This is a genomic window from Mastigocoleus testarum BC008 (genome assembly GCF_001456025.1).
Lineage (GTDB): Bacteria > Cyanobacteriota > Cyanobacteriia > Cyanobacteriales > Nostocaceae > Mastigocoleus > Mastigocoleus testarum.
Window position 1 is genome coordinate 1 of record NZ_LMTZ01000024.1, and the last position, 21,872, is coordinate 21,872.

Consider the following 21,872-nt stretch of genomic DNA (forward strand, 5'->3'; position numbering starts at 1 on the left):
TAAGACCTTGCCATTGGAATTGTCCAGACTAATCACTTCTCGATCTATCTTACCTTACGTCCTAACTAAGCTGGCGATTGCTATATCTTCAGATTTATAAAATTGTTGTAATTTAGTCTTGGCACAGCTAAGCTGTGCCATTCCCTTAGGTAAAATATTTAAACTTTGGCAAATTTAGTTTGGCAGATTTAGCAGAAAATTTCGACTTTGAGTTACGTTTGATTGAAGAACGAAGACCAAATCCGCCAACTGCTAGTAAACCAAGGATTGTAGTGGGTTCAGGTACTGATTTTGTTGGTGGTTTTACTTGTTGTAAGCTGCCGATTGTAAAGTCATCAAAACCAAATACATCTGTTCCTAGACTAGTGTTACCAAAATCAATACGAGTGAAGGCTTCGTTAGAATTTTCTGCGATCAAACCATAGTATAATACGGAACCACCGGCAGTATTTACAGTATTAGGTACTGTAAGAGATTGTGTAGCACCACTAGCAAGTGTTAAAGTTACCTGACCATTAAAGTCACCAATATCTATTCCATAAAAACCAAATGCAGCTACTGGATCAGAAAAATCAATTGCAAAATTACCAGTTCCAACCTCAAAAAACTGGTTTCCGGAGATGGGGTAGCGACCAAATCCGTTAGTACCAGTAGGAACATTTTCTATTGTTCCAGAACCTTGTAATGTTGCAGTCCCTGCACCTGGAAATGATATTGGAATTGGTGGAAGACTTCCTGGAGCGAAACTTTCAAATGTTTCTGTTCCCACTCCAACTAAATTAGACAAAAATTCATCTTTTGTAGTATCTGCATTGGGTGTACTAGATAATCTTGTACCTTCACCTAAACCTAAATCTTCACCAAAAAACGTTTCGTAAGCCTGTGCACTTCCCGAACCAATAATTGTTGAGATAGACGCTATTGCAAATATGGAATGAGTGAATATCTTGCTTTTTAAAACATTTTTTACAGAAGTATTAACAGTCTTAACAGACAAAAATTTTATATTTTTCATGATCGTTTACCTCAATCTACATGAATTTTCAGAAATATTTTGGATTTAAAAATTGACTGAAAAAGTATTAGATTAACGCCAGTACAGTACAGAAATTAATCTGAACAGGCAACTCATAAAAGTAGATATAGATAGTAGAAAAAAGAATTTTACAGTTAATTTGCTTATTCTTTAAAACTATCTCCAAGCATTTATTTGATACTATTTGTTTGCCCGTGATAAGTTACGATAATCGCATTTTTTTTGAGGTGCCAGCATTTCTACGGGCATTTACATAAACATTAAATTACAGTTTTTACTTAAAATTAGCTAATGTCTTTTAGCGTAATGATTTCATAGGAAATTATTAATTTTTATCTGTATAAAATTTATAAAGATAGGGGATTTGCTTCAAGTTATTTTTACGTAGAAGGAATTTTCGGGAAATAATTCATCCCAATAGTTCTCAATCGCTAGGGGTGCACCGATGTACATCCTCATTACCAATTTCAGTGAATGCAACTAATGTGACAACTGTCTAATCAGCTGACATAGTAAAACTATTTAGTAATAAATACCTCATAATCAGTTATGATGATGGGCAAAAGTTTGCCTAAGGTAGCAGTCAGTAATCCTATAAATATTCGTGTGCGAACTTAATCCCAACAAGATTCAAACAAAGTATATATAAAGCAATGCAAACACAAGATATAATCGCTCAAAAACCTACTATTCGTCCTCAAAATCCTAATTTTTCTTCTGGTCCTTGCTCCAAACGTCCCGGTTGGTCATTAGAAAATTTAAAAGACGCAACTTTAGGGCGATCGCATCGTTCCAAGTTAGGAAAAGGAAAGTTACATCAAGTAATCGAATTATCCAAAGAAATATTACAAGTACCCAGTGATTACAGATTAGGTATTGTACCAGCATCTGATACCGGTGCCTTTGAAATGGCGATGTGGACAATGCTAGGGGAAAGAGGTGTCGATGTTTTAGCTTGGGAAAGTTTTAGTCAAGGTTGGCTAACTGATGTTGTCAAGCAGTTGAAACTTCAAGATGTTAACGCTTATAAAGCTGATTACGGTCAAATTCCCGAACTCGGGGTAGTAAATACAGACAGAGACGTGGTGTTTGCTTGGAACGGAACAACTTCCGGTGTTAGGGTTCCGAATGGAGATTGGATTAAAGACGATCGCCAAGGTTTGACCCTATGCGATGCAACTTCCGCTGTATATGCAATGGATATTCCTTGGCATAAAATCGATGTATTAACTTATTCTTGGCAAAAAGTTATGGGTGGAGAAGCTGCCCATGGTGTAATAGTTTTATCACCCCGTGCAGTTGCAAGATTAGAAAGTTATACGCCGGACAGACCCCTACCAAAGATTTTCCGTTTAACTAAGGGTGGTAAATTAATTGAAGGAATATTTCAAGGTTCAACAATTAATACACCTTCGATGTTATGCGTTGAAGATGCACTAGATGGCTTAAATTGGGCAAAATCTATTGGTGGTTTGAATTCTTTAATTGAACGTTCCCAGAAAAATCTCCAAGTTTTAGAAAGTTGGGTTGCGAAAACAGACTGGATTGATTTCTTAGTTGCAGATAAGTCAATTCGTTCCAACACTTCCATTTGTTTAATTATTGTTGATAGTTGGTACAAATCTTTAAGCAAGGAAGAACAAGCAGCTAAAGCGAAAGAGTTAGTATCTCTGATGGATAAAGAAGGCGTTGCATATGATATCGGTGCTTATCGCGATGCTCCTTCCGGTTTGCGGATTTGGGGTGGTGCAACTGTCGATAGCAAAGATATGGAAGCTTTGACTCAATGGCTAAACTGGGGTTTTGCAACGATTAAGAAAAACGGGTAAGTTAAGGAGGTAATTATACTCCCATCCCGGTAGAAGGTTACCTAATTGAGTGATAAAGGGGAGTGTGGGAAGAAAGAGGGATAACTGCTCCCATGCTCCCATTGAAACAGGAAGCATTGCAAAGTTCTAAGTATCACAAGTTGTCCATACTTCACATCACGTCCGCTTAATTATACCAATTTGGAAAAATAATGAGACAGATAGACTTATTGAATTGGTATTATATGATACCCGCTTAATTACTTATGAAAAAATATGTTTGTAGTAGCACTTTAGCGCCAATGTTTGTCTATTGCGCTAAAGCGCTACTACGAACCTTATTACAAGTGTTTTACCGGACATGATATTACTTGTTTTAAAAAATCTTTGTTTGTAGTTATGTCATGTTTTATCAGGACACGTGATACCTAGAGCCTTCGGCGATGGCGGAGGAGCCTCTAGCTGTACTACCTGCGGAACCGCTAGCAGCATTAATAGCGCCACAGCTATCACAAGCAGATACTGTAAAACCTTAGGAAAATGCCTTAGAGGAAACACTACAAACTACCCGAAAACCAACATCATACTCCATGGTGGCAGGGCTGCGGTCAAAGCGGTAAGCAGAACGACAAAATACAGGATTGATATACCAAGAACCACCACGCAAAACTCGAGAACGACTGTCATTTTCACTGTCATTCTCAACCCAAGCACTACCAGTAGTAGGTGCGCCATTGTAACGCTCGTGTCTGGTATCTTCGCACCACTCCCAAACATTACCGTGCATATCATACAAACCAAAAGCATTAGGAGGAAAACTCCCTACTTCCGTTGTTTCCTGATGATATTTACCTTTAGGTCCGTTACTGTAAGTTGAGTTACCATCATAATTTGCTAAGTTAGTGGTAATCGTCTCGCCGAAGTGAAATGGTGATGATGTTCGCGCTCTACAAGCATATTCCCACTCAGCTTCGCTAGGTAAACGATATGTTCTTCCGGTTTTCTCTGTTAATTTCTGGCAAAATTCATTCGCATCGTACCAACTAATCCGTTCAACAGGGCGCATTTCCCCAGAGAAATGAGAAGGATTTTTACCCATGATTTCTTGGTATTGTGCTTGGGTAATGACAAACTTACCCATAAAAAATGATCTTATATTAACTTTATGTTGAGGGCTTTCATCATCATCTTGTCCTTCTTCACCTGTTGGTGAACCCATAAAAAACTCACCGCTAGGAATTTCTATCATTTCCAAACTGATGCCATTCCCCAAATATTCTGTGAAATACTTAGCAGTACTAGATTGAGTGTTGGTAATATTTCCTCTGGTGTTAACCGTTACCGTTTCAAAATCGAAACTTTTTAGATAAGGGACCCCACACACTACCCTAAAACCAACGTCATGCTCTGTACTCAGGGGGCTGCGATCAAAGCGATAAGCAGAGCGACAAAATACAGTATTTATATACCAAGAACCGCCGCGCAGTACGCGATAACGATGATTGCTATCAGTCCAAGCGCTACCATCATCAGGTGCACCATTGTAGCGGTCGTGTCGGGTATCTTCACACCACTCCCAAACATTACCGTGCATGTCATATAAGCCAAAAGCATTGGCAGAAAAACTTCCTACTTCTGTTGTTTCCTGGCGATACTTTCCTTTGGGTGCGTCAGCATAAGTAGAATTACCATCATAATTTGCTAAATTAGTGATAATTGTTTCACCAAAATGAAACGATGTCGTAGTTCTGGCTCTACAAGCATATTCCCATTCAGCTTCGCTGGGTAAACGATATATTCTTCCTGTTTTTTCTGTTAATTTCTGACAAAATTCAATTGCATCATTCCAACTGACTTTCTCTACAGGACGTTTGTCTCCTGAGAAGCGAGAAGGATTTTTACCCATAATTTTTTGGTACTGTGCTTGAGTCACAGCAAATTTACCGATGAAAAAAGGTTTTACGTTGACTTTATGTTGAGGACTTTCATCATCATCTCGCCCTTCCTCAAGCGTAGAAGAACCCATGAAGAATTCACCTTCAGGAATTTCTACCATTTCCAAACCGATTCCATTACCTAAATCTTCTGTAAAGTACTTAGCACTGTGGGTCTGGTTTTCGATGACATCTCCTTTGGAATTAACTGTAATCACTTCAAAGTTAAAACTTTTAAGAGTAGTTTTACTGTTAAATAGTAAAAATTTAACACTGCTTTCGTTGCCAGATTTTTCTGAACTCCCTGTGTTCAGACGACCTGAAACACTATGTTCGCCGGAAAAATTTTGTAGCATTGTTCTTCTAGAAATAGCAGCATTAAATCTACTTTCGACTAAATCTGCTTCTCGACCGATTTTCTGACTTTTCCAACTATTTGTATTCGGAGATTTTTTGGAGGAAGAAGTGATTGGGGGGGGGGAATCTGGGGAAGAAGTTACCGGAGAATAAGGTTTTGAAGAAAATCCCGATGATTTTGATTGTAATGGTTGTTGAGATTTAGGAGTGCTTGAAGGTTGTATTTTTTCTTTGGAGCTTTGTCCAATATTTTTTTCTAATAATCCTAGTTGAGAAGATATTGAGAATTGTATTTGATTTGACGAATTAAGATCTTGCAATACATCTTTTGCACAAGGGTAGCGCAAACTAAAATGACGGCGCACCATTTTTGTAATTACTTCCCCTAGCTTTTGACCAACGTGCGTCCGCTCTAACCAAATCACTTCACCAGTTTGGGGATTTTCTTCCAATTCACAAGGCTGAACACCACTTAACGCCGCAATTGCAGTCATCCCCAAAGAATAAACATCACTCGCCAAACAAGCTCTACCTAAACCCTGTTCGTTTGGCATATATCCTGGCGTACCAATGATTGCACTTGAAGCAACCTCACCGCGAGAGTTGACAATCAAACTTCCTAATTCTTTGACTGCGCCAAAATCGATCAGAAAAATTTTCCCATCTTCTCGACGACGCATCAAATTTTGAGGTTTTATATCTCTGTGAATGACTTCATAGTTATGTACAAACGATAATACTTCCAAGACTTCTTGTAATAATTTGCTGACGAAAGTCTCATCCAATCGCCTACCTGGAGATATTTCTCGACCTAAATCGTGTCCTTCAATAAATTCTTGAACAATATAAAGATTATCTCTTTCTTGAAAATGGGCTAATAACCGAGGTATCTGAGGATGTTCCCCCAGTTTTTCCAAAATTGCCGCTTCTTTATGAAAACACTCTATTACTCGCGGTTGTGTTTGGTCTGGACGTAATTGTTTAACCACACATAGAGGTTTACTTGGTTGCATGATATCTCTTGCAAGAAAAGTAATTGCAAAACCACCACCACCTATTTTTTTAGTAACTTCATAACGTCCAGCTAATGTGGTCACAATATCCCAATCTCCCCAATTCACATAAGACAGAGTTTAAATGTCCGAACTAAAACTTCGCAATATACTTTATATTGTCTAATTTAGAGCTTCATCCGAAAGTTTTGTTTTAATAAAGTTTTCTATAAATTCCTTGAACTTCCATAATAATTAGGGATTTTTTGTTGTTTCAAAGATGTTTTACACGGCTGTTATAAAAGATTTTGCAGCAATTAAATTTTGCAGCAATTACTATTATTATGAAAAAAACCAATGATATCCAAAGAAGACTGAAAAATTAGCTCAGAAACAGAGTATAAATTAAGTCCAGTAGTTATTTTATCTACTGACAAAAAATCTCATTTTTTTATGTTCTAGAAATCTAATAGCAAGCAATAAAATAAGGCAAAATCTGGATTTTAACTTTAATTTTCGCCATTTACACTTATAAATCTAGCCTAAACGACCAAAAGACATAGGCTAACACTCCATAGGCCAGTTATGGCGCGACATCACATACTACTCGAAAACCAAAGTAGTTGAAGTAACTAGTAAAGAAAAACCAGTGACGATTAGCACAGCGACAATCAGAAGAAGCGGAATTCCAAGAACCACCTCGAAGTACCCTGAAACGATTATTACCGTTCCTAATCCACGCACTACCATCATTCGGTGCATTGTTGTAATTTTTATGTAAAGTGTCTTGACACCATTCCCAAACGTTACCATGCATGTCATACAGTCCGAAAGCATTGGGGGGAAAAGTTCCTACTTCTGTTGTTCGCTTGCGATATTGCCCCTTAGCTCCACTGCCATAAGTCGAGTTACCATTGTAATTCGCTAAATTACTGGTAATTGTCTCACCAAAATAAAAAGGTGTTGTGGTTTTGGCTCGACAAGCATATTCCCACTCAGCTTCAGTTGGTAAGCGATATTCCCTTCCTGTTTTCTCAGTTAGTTTTTGACAAAATTCAATCGCATCATTCCAATTCACGCTTTCTACAGGAGCTCTTTGTTGTTTGAATACAGAACGATTCTTGCCAGTTACTGCTTGGTATTGTGCTTGAGTCACAGTAAATTTACCCATAAAAAAAGGTTTAAGATTTACTTCGCGCTGGGGACTTTCATCACTATCTCGTTGTCCTTCACTGGGTGACGAACCCATAATAAACTTACCAGCAGGAATTTCTACCATATCCAACGCAATACTGTTGCCGAGTTCCTCTGTAAAGTACTTGGCGCTACCTGGTTGTCGCTCGATAATCTTTCCTTTTTTGTTAACTGTAACTATTTCAAATTCAAAACTTTTAAGGGTATTAGCAGCATTTGAAGGTGGTGATTGAAGAGTATTTCCGATCATAGGTTTTTCTGAAATTTCAGTAATTTCTGAATCCGAACCATTTGAAGAATTATTTTCAGTAAAACCTTTATTTAAAATATCTTGTAATGTTTTCTGACTAAATATTTGCTGCCCTAAAATAGCAGAAATAAAACCACCCCCAACTAAACCAATAGTTTGAATAAATTTGCGACGTTTCCAATCTTTTCCTGTATAAAAAACAGTCGTAAAAGCTGATAATTTATCAGCTTCTAACTTAAATGTTTCTTTTGGTTTTGATGCGATCTGTAGGGTTGTTAATGTCGATCGCGTCCATCGTGCTCCGTTGGTAAGTGCTTGCAGCGCATCACTGGCTGAAGAATAACGCAAACTAAAATGACGGCGGACCATTTTACTGATTGTTTTGGCTAGATGGGGGCTAACTTCTGCCCGATCTAACCAAATTAATTCGCCCGTTTGGGGATTTTCTTCCAGTTCAGAAGCTTGAATACCGGTCAAAGCAGCAATTGCGATTATTCCCACCGCATAAATATCACTTGCAAAACATGGTTTGCCTAAACCTTGTTCGGTCGGCATATATCCGGGCGTACCAATAGCAATACTTGAAGCGACCTCTCCCTGGGTATTTACAACCAATGTTCCCAACTCTTTAACCGCACCAAAGTCAATCAGAAAAATTTTTCCATCCTCTCGACGGCGCATCAAGTTTTGGGGTTTGATATCTCGATGAATTACTCCTTGCTCATGTACAAACGACAATACTTCTAAAATATCTTGCAGTAAATCATGGACATAATCTTCGCTCAGTATTTTCCCCGGATATATTTCGTTAGTTAAATCTTGCCCTTGAATAAATTCTTGAACAATATAGAAGTCATCACCTTCTTGAAAATGGGCTAACAGTCGAGGTATCTGAGGATGTTGTCCTAACTTCTCTAAAATAGATGCTTCTTGGTGGAACAATTCTATTATTCGCGATTGTGTTTGATGTGGGCGTAATTGCTTGACAACACATAAAGGTTTACTTGGTTGCATGATATCCCTAGCCAGAAGGGTAATTGCAAAACCACCCCCACCTAGTTGACGAGTAATTTCATAACGCCCTGCGAGTATAGTCACAATACCCCAAATCTCCCGCAATGCAGATAAAACAAACTGTATGTGTTTAAACTAAAACTTCAAGCGAAAACTTCAAAAAATACTTTACTTTGTCTTGTTAATAACTTTATAACAAAATAACTTTAATAAGGCTGTAATAGTTAAACTCCTAAGAGTTAACTTATTAGAAATGTCTTTAAGGGATTAACTAATTCAGTTTTTGGTGTTGCTTACTTAAGGGATGATTTTGCCACCTAGCCTGGGATGTTCGCTCTGTGGGTTTTTAGGGGATGAAGTTTCTATTCAATATTTGTGACATTACTTGCTCCTTGTCTCTGCCAACGAACACCTTACTGGAGGGGGAGCAAGAAGACTACGGGTTCCCAGGCTGAACCTTGGAACGAAGTAATGCATAAAATTGCATGAAAGACAATCATGGAAGTTACAACAAAGTCAACAGTCTAGGAATAAACCTCTTAAAGTCCCCCAGAGTTGGGAGATTTAGGGGGCTACACTCTGCTACAAATTTAAAACATTCATCCGTTATTTGTGCAATGTCCAGTTTTAATTTCTAAGATCGTTTTGGATTTTTTTGGTAAAAATGTGCTTTTTTATGCCTTAAATTTTATGCCTTAAATTAGATTAATAATAAAACTCCGTAATTGTACTCTAATTTTACTTTAGCGCCATAAATAAATTCTAGCAGCGTGACTACAAAGTCGTATATTTATAAAGTGATTAAATAGACACAATATTAAATTTTGCGACAAAAATCTAAATAATGGCGATTATTAGCAAAATCAGACAAATCAAAATTCTTTTACTTGAACTAATCTTTTACTTGAACTAAATAGGGTAAAACAAATTTTATGATTTAAATTTTACTAAACAAATTTGGGTATTTCGCTGCATGCTACTCGAAAACCATAGTGGCTGAACTTGAGTTCTGGTTTATTGTAGTAGCGTCTAGCAGAACGACAGAGGTGGGCATAGTAACGCCAAGAGCCACCGCGCAGGACTCGACGAGGACTGCTCGCATTGCTAATCCAGGCGCTACCATCATTAGGTGCACCATTGTAATTTTTATGCCAAATATCTTGACACCACTCGTAGACATTACCGTGCATATCGTACAAACCAAAAGAATTGGGAGGAAAGCTTCCTACTTCTGTTGTCCGCCTGCGATATTGACCATTTGGTGCATTAGCATAGCTATATTTACTGGCATTATAATTTGCTAAATCGGTGGTGATTGTTTCACCGAAGTGAAATGCAGTGGAAGTTCCAGCACGACAAGCATATTCCCACTCAGCTTCACTGGTTAAGCGGTATGTTCTTCCAGTTTTCTCTGTCAGTTTTTTGCAAAACTCAATGGCATCATTCCAGCTTACTTGTTCTACTGGATATTTTTCTCCTTTGAATAGAGAAGGATTTTTACCCGTGATTGCTTCATACTGTTGTTGGGTAACAGCGAATTTACCGATGAGAAAGGGTTTAACAGTAACTTTATGTTGTGGAGTTTCACTGCTATCTGCTTTTTCCTCATCTACTGGAGAACCCATCAAGAAATTACCACCAGGAATTGCTGCCATTTCCAAAATCACGCCATTACCTAAATCCTCTGTAAAATACTTAATGTCCAGAAATTGACGATTGATAATATTTCCACTTGCGTCAACTTTCACTACTCGATCTGGATTACTTTGAAATAAAGTTTTTCCTAAAACAGTAACTAAAAAGCTACCGCTTGTAAAACCAACGATCTGAAGAATTTTTCGACGCGACAAATTAACTGGTGGTGATGGGATTGGTGATGTTTGGTTTACAGCTGCTGTCGTCGCTGTTGGGTTTGAGCTTGTTTGTTGTGACTGAGGGGAAAGATTTGAATTTGGGTTCGATATTGAATTTGGGTCTAATTTTGAAGTTGATTTTGAATTTAATTTTATTTTTTGTGGTTTCGTGTAGGGTTCTGGGGTTGGAGGAGTTGATGCGATAGAACTTTCTGAGCTTGTTTGTTGTGACTCAGGGAAAGAAGAATGTGGGTTTAGATTTAATTTTGGGTTTGAGTTTGTTTGTTGTTCTTTCTGAGAAGGCTGTGAATTTGAAGTTTGTGAATTTGAAGTTTGCGAATTTGAAGTTTGCGAATTTGAAGTTTGTGAATTTGAAGTTTGTGAACTTGAAGCTTGTGAACTTGGACCTTGTGAATTAATTTGCTGTATTTTGGGTGAAGAGTATGAAGTTGGATTAGGTAGACCTGAGTTTTGTAAACTCGTTTGTTGTAGCTCAGAAGAAGGATTTGTCGGATTTGATGTTGAGTTTGAACTGACTTGCTGTGTCTCAGGGGAAAGTTCAGGGGAAGGATATGGAGTTGAAGTTAGTGAAGTTAGCTGTGAGTCTATTTCTTCGGGTTTGGGAGAAGAAGTCGATGTTGAACTTGGTGTCAGTGTCGGTGTAGGGGTTATTTGTTGCGGCTTGGAAGTTGGAATTAGTTTTATTGGGCTTATCGGTGCTGGTGGAAGTACTCGATCGTTAAGGGCTTCCAATGCATCATTTGCACAAGAATAACGCAAACTAAAATGACGACGCACCATTTTGTTAATAACTTCTGCGGTATCCTGACTGACCTGTGTTTTTTCTAACCAAATGACTTCGCCATTTTGGGGATTATGTTCTAACTTGGAAGGCTTGATACCAGTTAAAGCCGTAATTGCAGTCATTCCCACCGCATAAACATCACTAGCCAAGCAGGCTTTACCTAAACTTTGCTCTTTGGGCATGTATCCTGGCGTACCGACAATGACACTTGAAACTACATGTCCACGGGAATTGACTATTAAATTTCCCAGTTCTTTAACCGAACCAAAATCAATCAAAACTATTTTCCCATCTTCTCGGCGACGCATCAGGTTTTGAGGCTTGATATCTCGATGAATTACTCCATATTTATGTACAAATGATAATACTTCTAAAATATCTTGCAATAAATCACGGACATCATCTTCACTCCAGCGTTTTCCTGGAAACATCTCATTAATTAAATCTTTACCTTCAATAAATTCTTGAACAATGTAGAGGTTATTTCCTTCTTTAAAATGTGCTAATAGCTGGGGTATCTGAGGATGCTTTCCCAACTTTTCCAAAATTACTGCTTCTTTATGGAAAAATTTTATTGCTCGTGGGTGTGTTCGGTGAGGACGTAGTTGCTTGACCACACACAAAGGTTTACTTGGTTGCATCATGTCTCTGGCGAGAAAAGTAATTGCAGAGCCGCCTCCACCTAGTTGACGAATAAGTTCATAACGTCCAGCTAACATTATCACGGTATTTCAAATCTCCCCAAATTCCGCTAAAGAAGAGTTTAAATTTCTTGGGTAAAATTTTGCAAGATGATTTGAATTATCTGACTATGAAGTTAACAAATAAGTCTTTTTTAATAAAGTCTTCTAGATATTCTGTTAACTTCATTATTCGGAAGAGATACTTTTTTTATTCATAAATCATAGATTGCACTCTATAATCATGCATCCGAAGATAATAATTTTATTATCAAAAAACATCCTTTAGGGTTATACAGACGAAACAAAATCTGAAAGTTATAATGTCTTAAATATTACTAGTTATTATTTTCGTAAATTATTACTTATCTAAATGCTACAAATAACTCGCATCCCAAAATCTTCATAGCCGTAGTTGGGATCGTCATAGTAGCGAAAAGCTGAGCGACAGTATGCTGGAAGGTTACTCCAAGAGCCACCACGTAAGACCCTATGGGTATTATTGTTCTCCTCAATCCAAGCACTACCATCATTCGGTGCATTTTTATAATTTTCTTGCCACGTATCCTGACACCATTCCCGAATATTTCCATGCACATCATATAAACCAAAGGCATTGGGGGGAAAACTACCTACTTCTGTTGTTTCGTTGCGGAATTCACCTTTGGGTGCATCAGCATAAGTATAGTTACCGTCATAATTTACCAGTTTGGTGGTTATTGTTTCACCAAAATGAAAGGGTGTTGTAGTTTGAGCGCGACAAGCATATTCCCATTCAGCTTCACTAGGTAAACGGTATTCTCTCCCTGTTTTCTCTGTTAACCTCTGACAAAATTCATTTGCATTATTCCAACTCAAGCTTTCCGCAGGATGTTTCCCAGATTTTAACCCAGAAGAATAGTCACCCATTATTGCTTGGTACTGTGCTTGGGTAATAGGAAATTTACCAATAAAGAAAGGTTTAATAGTTACTTTATGTAGGGGACTTTCATCATCACTTCGTTTTTCCTCATCTGCTGGAGATCCCATAAAAAACTCACCACCAGGAATTTGTACCATATCCAAAGTGACGTTATTACCTAGATATTCGGTAAAATAATTGGCGCTAAGGATTTGACGATCTGCAATATCTCCTTTGGCGTTGACTGTAACAACTTCAAATCCAAAGCTTTTAAGGACAATCGCACTTTTTGATACAGGTTTTGGAGTAATTTTATTCTTCAATTTTTCTGGATTTTCTGGTTCCAAAATTTTTGAATCATTATTTTCATTTGAAGTTTCCTTTGGAGCACCTTGCAGTATTCTATGTCCCAGCATTGCAGTAATAAAGCCACCTCCAACTAAACCCAGTATCTTAATAACTTGACGACGCTTCCAAAAATTTATTATTGAAGGGCTTGTCAGAAACCTTGTAGGAGTACTTACAGAAGAAATTGTTGGATAAATTATGCTTGGTACAGATGATTTTTGTAGTAACTGGGTTGGGGTACTAAGCTCTTGCAACAAATCTGTTGCACAAGAGTAACGTAAACTAAAATGACGGCGTACCATTTTGCTAATCACTTCCCCAAGCTCTGCACTAACTTGTGCTCGTTGTAACCATAGAACTTCACCCGTTTCGGGGTTTTCTTCCAATTCGATGGGCTTAACACCAGTCAAAGCTGCAATTGCAGTCATTCCCAATGCGTAAACATCACTAGCAAGACAAGCTTTACCCAAGTTTTGTTCATTTGGCATATATCCAGGTGTGCCAATTATCACGCTAGATGCAACTTCCCCACGAGTATTTACTACCAAGGTTCCCAATTCTTTAACCGCACCAAAGTCGATTAGAAAAATTCTCCCATCTACTTGACGACGCATGAGGTTTTGGGGTTTTATATCTCGATGAATTACTCCATATTGATGTACAAATGACAATATTTCCACAACATCTTTTAACAACTTGCGAACATAAGCTTCACTCAACCGCTTCCCTGGAAATATTTCTTTGCTTAGGTCGTGACCCGCAATAAATTCTTGAACAATATAAAGATTTTCACCTTCTTGAAAATGTGCTAGTAGTTGGGGTACCTGAGGATGTTTTCCCAACTTTTCTAAAATCTTCGCTTCTTTATGAAAAAACTCTATGACCCTTGGATGAGCTCGATTAGGGCGTAGTTGCTTGACAACACATAGGGGTTTACTTGGTTGCATGATATCCCTGGCGAGAAGGGTAATTGCAAAGCCACCTCGACCTAGTCGACGAGTTATTTCGTAACGCCCTGCGAGTGTAGTCACAATATTCTCAATTTCCCCCAATGCCCCTAAAACAGAGTTTACATATCAAAACAGAAACTTAATAACATGCTTTACATTGTCTCATTTACAACTCTATAGGAAAATAACCTTAATAAAATTTTCTAGACATTCTTTTATTTCTACAACGGTTTAGGCAGCTTTTTCGATACTTATTGCGTTACACTTTGTAACAGTAGATTTAGTAATGATAACAATTACGATTTCTTAGAAGTCATGGGAAATACGAGGAAAAATTAGAACATACATAAATGATCTACAAATTCTTCTAATCTTTTTAAACTAAGGTTTTGATGAAGAGAATATAGGTGATCGCTGAAGTTTAGTCTGCTCAATACTTGGTTTTATTTTTACACTCAATCTGATAAACGATACATAATTGATGCTGAATAATCGCCAGGTAACTAAGAGATAGGATGCACATTTAAATCGTGTCATAACACTACCTATTTTCAAAATCTGTAGAGTGCTTCTATAAATTTATAGCCTCAAATTATAACCTCAAATTATAATCTCAAATTATAAGTAAGCTCAAAATTACCTATCCAGTATAGATAGAGGCAAGCATTTATTGCATAAGTTGATTTTTCGTTCCCTATTAGAGATGAGAAAGAGTTAAGACTAAGCATTAATCTGAATAATGCAAAGTTTATATTTTGTCTCTTAATAGATAGAAGCAAGAATTAAAACTAGGCGTTATCTGAATAAATAATCAGACATTCAAAACTATAGATTCTATAGTTTTAAAAATTATATTTTAAAAATATTTTTAAAACTACAGATTTCAAACTCGATAGTTTGCAGATATGTCTTAGTTATCAACACACACGAAAAAAATACAAAGTAAAAGGAAAATCATTATGCTTTCCGTGAACCAATTTGCTTACATTTCTGGAACCACTGAATACAAATTTGGGCACAACTCCATTCCAAACATCCCGATTACCGATGCACCAAACGATACAGACTTCACTCGTTGGGCTATGCTTTATGACGGTTCTACTTACCGGATGTACTTCTTTAAAGGAAGCACTAATAACAAGATTTATCAATTCGGCTTCAACGGCTCATCCTATCAATTTGGATATAACTCAATTCCAGAATTGACACTCGTCGATATGCCTGCAGATGCTGATATTAGTAGCTTTGCGATGTTGCATGATGGTAATGATTATAGACTCTATCTTCGTCGATTGGGTGAAGCAAACCTACTTTATCAGTTTGCTTGGGTTCCCGGAACGAGCACTTATAAATGGGGCCACAATTCCATTCCTAAAATCCCAGTAACTGGATTTCCCAAGAATGCAGATACCAACAGATGGGCTATGTTACATGACGGAAATGCATACCGCTTTTATCGTATGGGATTAGGAAATAACGATAAACTCTTACAGGGCTCTTTCAATAGAAGCACAAATGCCTATGAGTATGCGTTCAATTCAATTCCAGAATTGACTCTTGTTGGAACTCCATCCGATAGCGATCTTAGTGAAGCAGCGATGCTACATGATGGTAACAACTATCGTTTTTACTTTTTGAAGAAGTAGAAGCGTGACAGATTCAAGATATAGCAGTTTTCGGTTGAGTGCATGACACCTTTTAGAGACGTTGCAGAGCCTGCGGCGTCGGCGTTAGCCTCTGCAACGTCTCTACAGAATAGGAATATAAGATGTATTTGATTCAAATGGAAACCGCTATATATATCTGCTTAATTGTGGATATTATTGTTAGGAGTAATGAGTAACAAGTAATGAGTAATAAGTAATACTTCTCATCGAAGTCAAAATACTCAATTTATTACTCATTACTTTTAGAAATCATAATCGGCTACTGCTATTATTAATCCCTAACCTTTAACACACACTACTTGTTTTAAGATTGCAACAACTTCCACTAAATCTGATTGATTTTCCATCACTTGCTCGATGGGTTTATAAGCACTGGGAATTTCATCCAAAACGCCACCATCTTTGCGACATTCTACACCTTCTGTTTGCTTAATTAAATCATCAAGAGTGTAAGCTTTTTTTGCCTTATTTCGAGACATTAAACGCCCAGCACCGTGGGAACAACTACAAAAACTGTGAACGTTACCTTTACCCTTAACAATGTAAGATTTAGCTCCCATTGAACCAGGGATAATGCCGTAATCTTCCTGTTGGGCTCGCACTGCACCTTTACGGGTTACATATACCTCTTCGCCAAAATGCACTTCTTTTTCAGCGTAGTTATGATGACAGTTTACCTCTAATAAAGGTTTAGTTGCCTTACCTCCGGCAAGATGTTTCTCTACAATACGCTTAAAACGCGCCATCATGACATCACGATTGTAATGAGCGTACTCTTGTGCCCATTGTAGATCGTGCCAATAAGCTTGAAATTCAGGGGTACCGGTGACAAAATAAGATAAATCGGGATCTGGTAATTTCTCACTTGCCATTTTTTGGAGTCCCTTAGCAGTATTAATATGACATTGGGCTAATTTATTACCAATGTTACGAGAACCAGAATGTAGCATCAGCCATACTTGATTTTCTTCGTCGAGACATACTTCAATAAAGTGATTTCCTCCACCAAGAGAACCTAATTGTTTCATGGCTTTATTTTGCAAATCTTGAACGCCGCGATGTAAATCGTTAAATTCACGCCAATTTTGCCAGTTAGTTACAGCTTTTTCTACATCTTTATTTTCATTAAAACCGGTAGGAATTGCTGCTTCAATATCTTGGCGAATCTTCTTTAGTTTTCCTTCTAATTGTTCGCCTGTAAATGGGGTTTTAATAGCACCCATCCCGCAACCTATATCCACACCCACAGCTGCTGGAATAATTGCTTCTTGAGTTGCGATTACAGAACCAACTAAGGCTCCTTTTCCTAAGTGAACATCGGGCATTAATGCTAGGTGTTTAAATACGAATGGAAGGGAAGCAACATTTTTTGCCATTTGGATTTCTTGCTTTCCCAATTCATGATTAGCCCAAGATAAAACGGGAGATTTTGTATCAGCTTTTAGCTCTTCGTAAGACATAATTTTATTTTTTATATTCGACTGTAAATAATAACTTTTAAATAAATAAGTTGGGAGTTAGGAGTTAGGAGTCAGGAGTCAGGAGTCAGGAGTCAGGAGCCAGGAGCTTTACCTGGTTATCCCTCATTATGTTCTTCCCAATACCCAATCCCTAATCTCCAGTCCCCAATCCCCATATTATGTATATGACGTACTATTGCACGCCACATACACTAAATTAGCTTAAGTTACAGCATTAAGCGTATTACATTTGTATTACAAGTAGGTGTACTTGTCAAGTTTTGCGAAATAAGTGGGCAAAATCATGAGTGATATATTAAAATTTGTGAAGTTAAAACCGTAATTCTAATCTGTAATTCCAACAGTTTATTAACCTCGAGCAAAATTTAACTTAAAAAAGAAATTGCCTGGAATGGGTGTCTAAATTAAGTGCACCTCATTTTATTGTCAAAATTTGGAGTGGTAAATTAATTTATGGCTGTTCGGCAATATACTATTTGGGAACGTTTTCTCGCCCCCATAGCAAGACTATTTATTGATGAGGAAGAATTGCACCAATACGCCAAGAGTGTTGATTGGGAAAGGGAAAGTCAACGTTTTGCTCGAGGTGATGTGATAACTCCTGAGTATTACAGTAGCCAAAACTTTCACGGAATTGAGGGTGGCTATCTTAATTCTGCTGCTGCAGTTTCCTACGATGCAATTACCCAATATGTAACCCCACCTAATGAAAATTGGGTGCGTCAAGCTGTAATTGATGCAATTCAAGTTATCCAACCGCGAAGAATTATCGATTTGGGTTGTGGTACTGGTTCCACAACTTTGATGTTGAAGGAGACTTTCCCGGAAGCAGAAGTTGTGGGTTTGGACTTGTCACCCTACATGTTAGTGAGGGCTAGTCATAAAGCCGAAAATATGGGTTTAGATATTTCTTGGCGACATGGAAATGCCGAACAAACCGGATTTCCCGAAAATTCCTTTGATTTAGTGACGGCAACGTTATTATTTCATGAGACGCCACCCGCAATATCCCAAATTATTTTACATGAGAGCTTTCGCTTATTGGTACCCGGTGGACAAGCATTGATCCTTGATGGGAATCAAAAGAATTTAAGAAATTTGGAATGGCTAAACGATCTCTTTGAAGAGCCTTATATTCGTGATTATGGTGGTGGAAGCGTAGATGCTTGGATGGGAGCAGCGAAATTTGGTGCTGTACATACCGAAGACGTGTGGTGGGTACATCAATTAACCAGTGGTGTTAAACCCATATCCAGCGAAGATGGAAAAATTCAAACACAAGTCCTGAACAACTCACCTATTTTCAGAGGTGACACAGTAGACGATAATGGATCTGACGGAGTAACAGTTCCATCGCCAGCTTACACGCAAGCATGAGTTTAAAAGCAGTTTTATTTGATTTCAATGGCATCATCATCAACGATGAAATGATTCATCGCCAACTCACGGAGGAGATGTTATTAGCCGAAAATCTTATCATCCAACCGGGTGAGTTTGAAAAAGTTTGTTTGGGAAGAAGTGACAGAAGTTGTTTTCGGTCGTTGCTAGAAAATCGCGGACGCTTAGTTAGCGATGAATATTTAGCTAAGTTGCTCGCTCAGAAAACTAATAACTACGCAAAGATGTTAGGAAAGGTAGAAGAACTACCTTTATATCCTGGGGTTAAAGAGCTAATATCCCAAATCAATTCCAATGACTTACGTTTGGGCTTGGTTAGCGGAGCACTGCGCAAAGATATTGAACTTGTTCTGAAACGGGCTAATTTAACTCAATATTTTGAGGTTATTGTCTCTACCGATGATGTTACAACTAGCAAACCAGAGCCTGATGGTTATTTGCTAGCATTAAAACTTCTAAATGAAAAACATCCTGGACTTGAACTAAAACCATCGGAATGCTTGGTTATTGAGGATAGTCCTGCTGGGATTAAATCGGCGAAAAATGCTGAAATGCAGGTAGTTGCTGTGGCTAATACCTATCCATTCCATATGTTGCAGCGTCAGGCGAACTGGACGGTAGATTATTTAAGCGATCTAGAATTAGAACGGATCAAATCTTTTTTCGAGGGGAATGTAGAATCTGGTGGTGAAGAACCTGAATAAAAGTATTTTGAACATTTTCAGATTTAATTTTCAGATTGTATACACAATTTAGGTGCACATCATCTAAAATCGAATATGAATCTAAAATCAAGTATATTCTAAGTATATAACTTCAAAAATCTAACTTGGGGAATTAGCTCATTTGGTAGAGTGCTGCGATCGCACCGCAGAGGCGAGGGGTTCGAATCCCCTATTCTCCACTTGTACTGTAGAGCGACAAATTAAATGTCCGTGGCGACACATTATTTGCCCCTTTACAGTTGTCGATTAACTGATTATATGGGCTCTTGGCAAATTTTGGAAATGGGCATACTTTTGAAAAAACGACACTTAATCTGTTATTGATTTGTCAAAATTTGGGAATGGGCAATTTTGAGAAAAAGACACTTGTTTTGTTAAATATTTCTCAGGGTTAAATATAAACTATAAAGGCTATAACCCTTGTTATATAATGCTTACAACCTTTATAGTTCCGGCGAAATTAATTTGTTAATAACGACATGTAACTTACTTAATCGACAGTAGCATTGCTATATCTCTAGATTTTAGGTATTTGGAAAAGTGTTACAGGCTGCCAATTTTACCATCGGGACGTTGGATAATTGTTTCCATCACCCGCAGGTTTACTTTATGGTCAATTCCAACTAGACGGATGTAATCTTTAGTATGCTCGACTAAACACTGTTCTAAAGTTGCGATCGCATTTTCCATGTCATCAATGGCGTGGGTCGAAAAACTTCTCCAACCACCGGTTGCAAAGCGAATTTGATCTACATAATCTATCCCGATATGATGTCCGGAAGCAAGAATATCACGCATTTGGTTGATCGCTTCTGGAGTAACACGGGTAGTTGTTAGTTGTCCGTGATGAATATCGCCATTATTATAAGTACGGTAATAAGGTTGGATACCTTCACTTATATTTTTATGACTCACTTCATTGTAAATTTCATTCTTAAAACCATTCCCCGACTGCTCGGGAATAGATTGAAAATTAGTAATAACTTGAGCTTCTAGGGGTGCTCGATCAGTAAATCTAGCTTCATGATTTGGTGCAGGTATGGGTATAAAATTAGCTTGAGAGCGTAAAGCTCCACGATTATACTCATGGACTAAGCGTGAATCATCCACGAGTTTTTGTTGCTCAACCATTAAGTTACCCATCTCAATTAAATGGGGCAAACTAAAATTAGGTTGTCTAAAGTCAGGGGGAGCATCAGCACTGTTTACCACCCGTGAAGATACCCGCTCTATACCGATGTCATGGATAAAATTACGGATTTGTTCGTCATAAATGCGCGATCGCAACGCTCCAAAGAAATCAATTGCTTGGTTTGCAAAAGTATCGACTAGCTTTTCCACATCTGTGTGGGAAAGTCCATCTTCACCGAAAATTCCTCCAACGATGCCAATTTTATCATCGCGATCAGGGTGCCAATAAAACTTCTCCATCCGTCCATCCCGAATTAACGGTGCATACAAGGTAGAGAAATCGTTACCGGTGACAATAATTGGCACTCGCTGTAATGGATTGGAATCATAACTACCGGGTAATTGCACATCAGTGGGATTATCGGCAATATTCATTAAAGTAGCATTAACTAACTGAGTATTAACCGTATATTGTGTCCCTTCATCAAAACGTCCCGCACCCGCATCCAAATCATTAATCATTAGCACGCACATTTTACCGCGCACCTTAACTAATTCGGCTGTTTCCCGATAGCGTAGGCGAATCAAACGCGCTGGGTCACCAGCATCAGGACTTTCTAATTCACCACCAGAAATATGAGTTACCTCCACACCCATTCTTTCAAAAACTAACTCACACTGGAATGATTTTCCTTCACCTTTGCGTCCATGAACACCCAAAATCAAAGGAACTCGGACTCCAGGGAGCTCGAGGAAATTTTTGGTGATATGAACAGCAAGTTTATCTAAAAAACGGGGAGATATATAGTAACTCATGAATCCGTAAATAATTAGCCCTCTTAAAATAATGTTAAGTTCTTATGGTTACTCGTGCCCGTATATTTTTATTTTGGTTCGGATTAGTGTACTTCGAGGGTTAATCAACAGTAGCAACAATATTGGCTGACAATATAATCTTTCCCAGTCAATACACCTTAAGGAGAAGAGAGGTTAAATCTTTGGATATAGAAATTTGGGAAGTTAATTAATTATTATCAGTATGAGAAGAATCTAAAATCCACACTAATTGTTAGTAGTAAATCAATGTGAGCAATACACTTTATCCGCTGAAACAGCCGATAGCTTCGCTATAATTGCCAACCATGAAAAGCTAACAGGATTTAATAGATTTTACTAAAAATAACCAACCTACGTATTGTTATACTATTTACTCCAAAAGCATGAATCAAACAGTTTGCAGGAAGTACTATAGATAGGTTTTATCTTTCCAAGAAACCTGAAAAATATCAAATATTATCCAACTGGCAACAACATTATTGAGATTCCCCTAAAAATTCAGGCGTTGTTG

Annotated in this window: 11 protein-coding genes and 1 tRNA gene; 5 read left to right on the plus strand and 7 right to left on the minus strand. The window is 37.9% G+C overall.

The window, feature by feature from the left end:
* Window positions 1-145 precede the first annotated feature (145 nt).
* Complete coding sequence (locus tag BC008_RS05255; RefSeq protein WP_063800743.1) at window positions 146-1,015, minus strand: PEP-CTERM sorting domain-containing protein; 870 nt, start codon at window positions 1,013-1,015, stop codon at window positions 146-148.
* Between the two features lie 674 nt (window positions 1,016-1,689).
* Between BC008_RS05255 and BC008_RS05260 the strand changes: the two genes are divergently transcribed.
* Window positions 1,690-2,865 carry a phosphoserine transaminase gene (locus tag BC008_RS05260; protein WP_027846789.1) on the plus strand — a complete coding sequence of 392 codons (1,176 nt, stop codon included), beginning with the start codon at window positions 1,690-1,692 and terminating at the stop codon, window positions 2,863-2,865.
* 511 nt (window positions 2,866-3,376) lie between these two features.
* Here the strand turns inward: BC008_RS05260 and BC008_RS51170 are convergent.
* From BC008_RS51170 to BC008_RS05280, 4 genes are all read right to left on the minus strand, one after another.
* Entirely contained in the window at window positions 3,377-6,256 is a 2,880-nt protein-coding gene (locus tag BC008_RS51170) for a bifunctional serine/threonine-protein kinase/formylglycine-generating enzyme family protein (RefSeq protein WP_235595801.1), read from the minus strand.
* A 454-nt stretch (window positions 6,257-6,710) separates the two neighbouring features.
* The gene (locus BC008_RS05270; protein WP_027846273.1) at window positions 6,711-8,669 is read right to left on the minus strand and encodes a bifunctional serine/threonine-protein kinase/formylglycine-generating enzyme family protein; all 1,959 of its coding nucleotides are present in this window, start codon (window positions 8,667-8,669) and stop codon (window positions 6,711-6,713) included.
* 863 nt (window positions 8,670-9,532) lie between these two features.
* Window positions 9,533-11,962 (minus strand): bifunctional serine/threonine-protein kinase/formylglycine-generating enzyme family protein, encoded by a 2,430-nt coding sequence (locus BC008_RS52900; protein WP_235595802.1) that lies wholly within the window; start codon window positions 11,960-11,962, stop codon window positions 9,533-9,535.
* Window positions 11,963-12,292: 330 nt separating this feature from the next.
* Window positions 12,293-14,203, minus strand: coding sequence for a bifunctional serine/threonine-protein kinase/formylglycine-generating enzyme family protein (locus tag BC008_RS05280; RefSeq protein WP_027846016.1), 1,911 nt, complete (start codon window positions 14,201-14,203; stop codon window positions 12,293-12,295).
* Window positions 14,204-15,081: 878 nt separating this feature from the next.
* Here BC008_RS05280 and BC008_RS05285 point away from each other — a divergent pair.
* Window positions 15,082-15,768 carry a hypothetical protein gene (locus tag BC008_RS05285; protein WP_027846017.1) on the plus strand — a complete coding sequence of 229 codons (687 nt, stop codon included), beginning with the start codon at window positions 15,082-15,084 and terminating at the stop codon, window positions 15,766-15,768.
* A 299-nt stretch (window positions 15,769-16,067) separates the two neighbouring features.
* Here the strand turns inward: BC008_RS05285 and BC008_RS05290 are convergent, their stop codons facing one another.
* Entirely contained in the window at window positions 16,068-17,249 is a 1,182-nt protein-coding gene (locus BC008_RS05290; protein ID WP_027846018.1) for an RtcB family protein, read from the minus strand.
* 474 nt (window positions 17,250-17,723) lie between these two features.
* On the opposite strand from BC008_RS05290, the gene BC008_RS05295 reads away from it, so the two are divergent.
* The 3 genes from BC008_RS05295 (at window position 17,724) to BC008_RS05305 (ending at window position 19,572) form a co-directional block, all read left to right on the plus strand.
* Window positions 17,724-18,647, plus strand: a complete 924-nt coding sequence (locus tag BC008_RS05295; protein WP_027844201.1) for a class I SAM-dependent methyltransferase — start codon at window positions 17,724-17,726, stop codon at window positions 18,645-18,647.
* Window positions 18,644-19,372, plus strand: coding sequence for an HAD family hydrolase (locus BC008_RS05300; protein ID WP_027844202.1), 729 nt, complete (start codon window positions 18,644-18,646; stop codon window positions 19,370-19,372). The genes BC008_RS05295 and BC008_RS05300 overlap by 4 nt, the downstream gene beginning before the upstream one ends.
* Before the next feature lie 127 nt (window positions 19,373-19,499).
* Window positions 19,500-19,572, plus strand: a tRNA-Ala gene (locus BC008_RS05305).
* A gap of 364 nt (window positions 19,573-19,936) precedes the next feature.
* On the opposite strand, the gene BC008_RS05310 is transcribed toward BC008_RS05305, so the two are convergent.
* Entirely contained in the window at window positions 19,937-21,340 is a 1,404-nt protein-coding gene (locus tag BC008_RS05310) for an AAA family ATPase (RefSeq protein ID WP_027844203.1), read from the minus strand.
* Window positions 21,341-21,872: the final 532 nt, after the last annotated feature.

Bases quoted from the DNA above. Each gene is read 5' to 3' on its own strand.
- BC008_RS05255 (WP_063800743.1), bottom strand. From the start codon at position 1,015: ATGAAAAATATAAAATTTTTGTCTGTTAAGACTGTTAATACTTCTGTA.
- BC008_RS05260 (WP_027846789.1), top strand. From the start codon at position 1,690: ATGCAAACACAAGATATAATCGCTCAAAAACCTACTATTCGTCCTCAA.
- BC008_RS52900 (WP_235595802.1), bottom strand. From the start codon at position 11,962: ATGTTAGCTGGACGTTATGAACTTATTCGTCAACTAGGTGGAGGCGGC.
- BC008_RS05285 (WP_027846017.1), top strand. From the start codon at position 15,082: ATGCTTTCCGTGAACCAATTTGCTTACATTTCTGGAACCACTGAATAC.
- BC008_RS05290 (WP_027846018.1), bottom strand. From the start codon at position 17,249: ATGTCTTACGAAGAGCTAAAAGCTGATACAAAATCTCCCGTTTTATCT.
- BC008_RS05295 (WP_027844201.1), top strand. From the start codon at position 17,724: ATGGCTGTTCGGCAATATACTATTTGGGAACGTTTTCTCGCCCCCATA.
- BC008_RS05300 (WP_027844202.1), top strand. From the start codon at position 18,644: ATGAGTTTAAAAGCAGTTTTATTTGATTTCAATGGCATCATCATCAAC.
- BC008_RS05310 (WP_027844203.1), bottom strand. From the start codon at position 21,340: ATGAGTTACTATATATCTCCCCGTTTTTTAGATAAACTTGCTGTTCAT.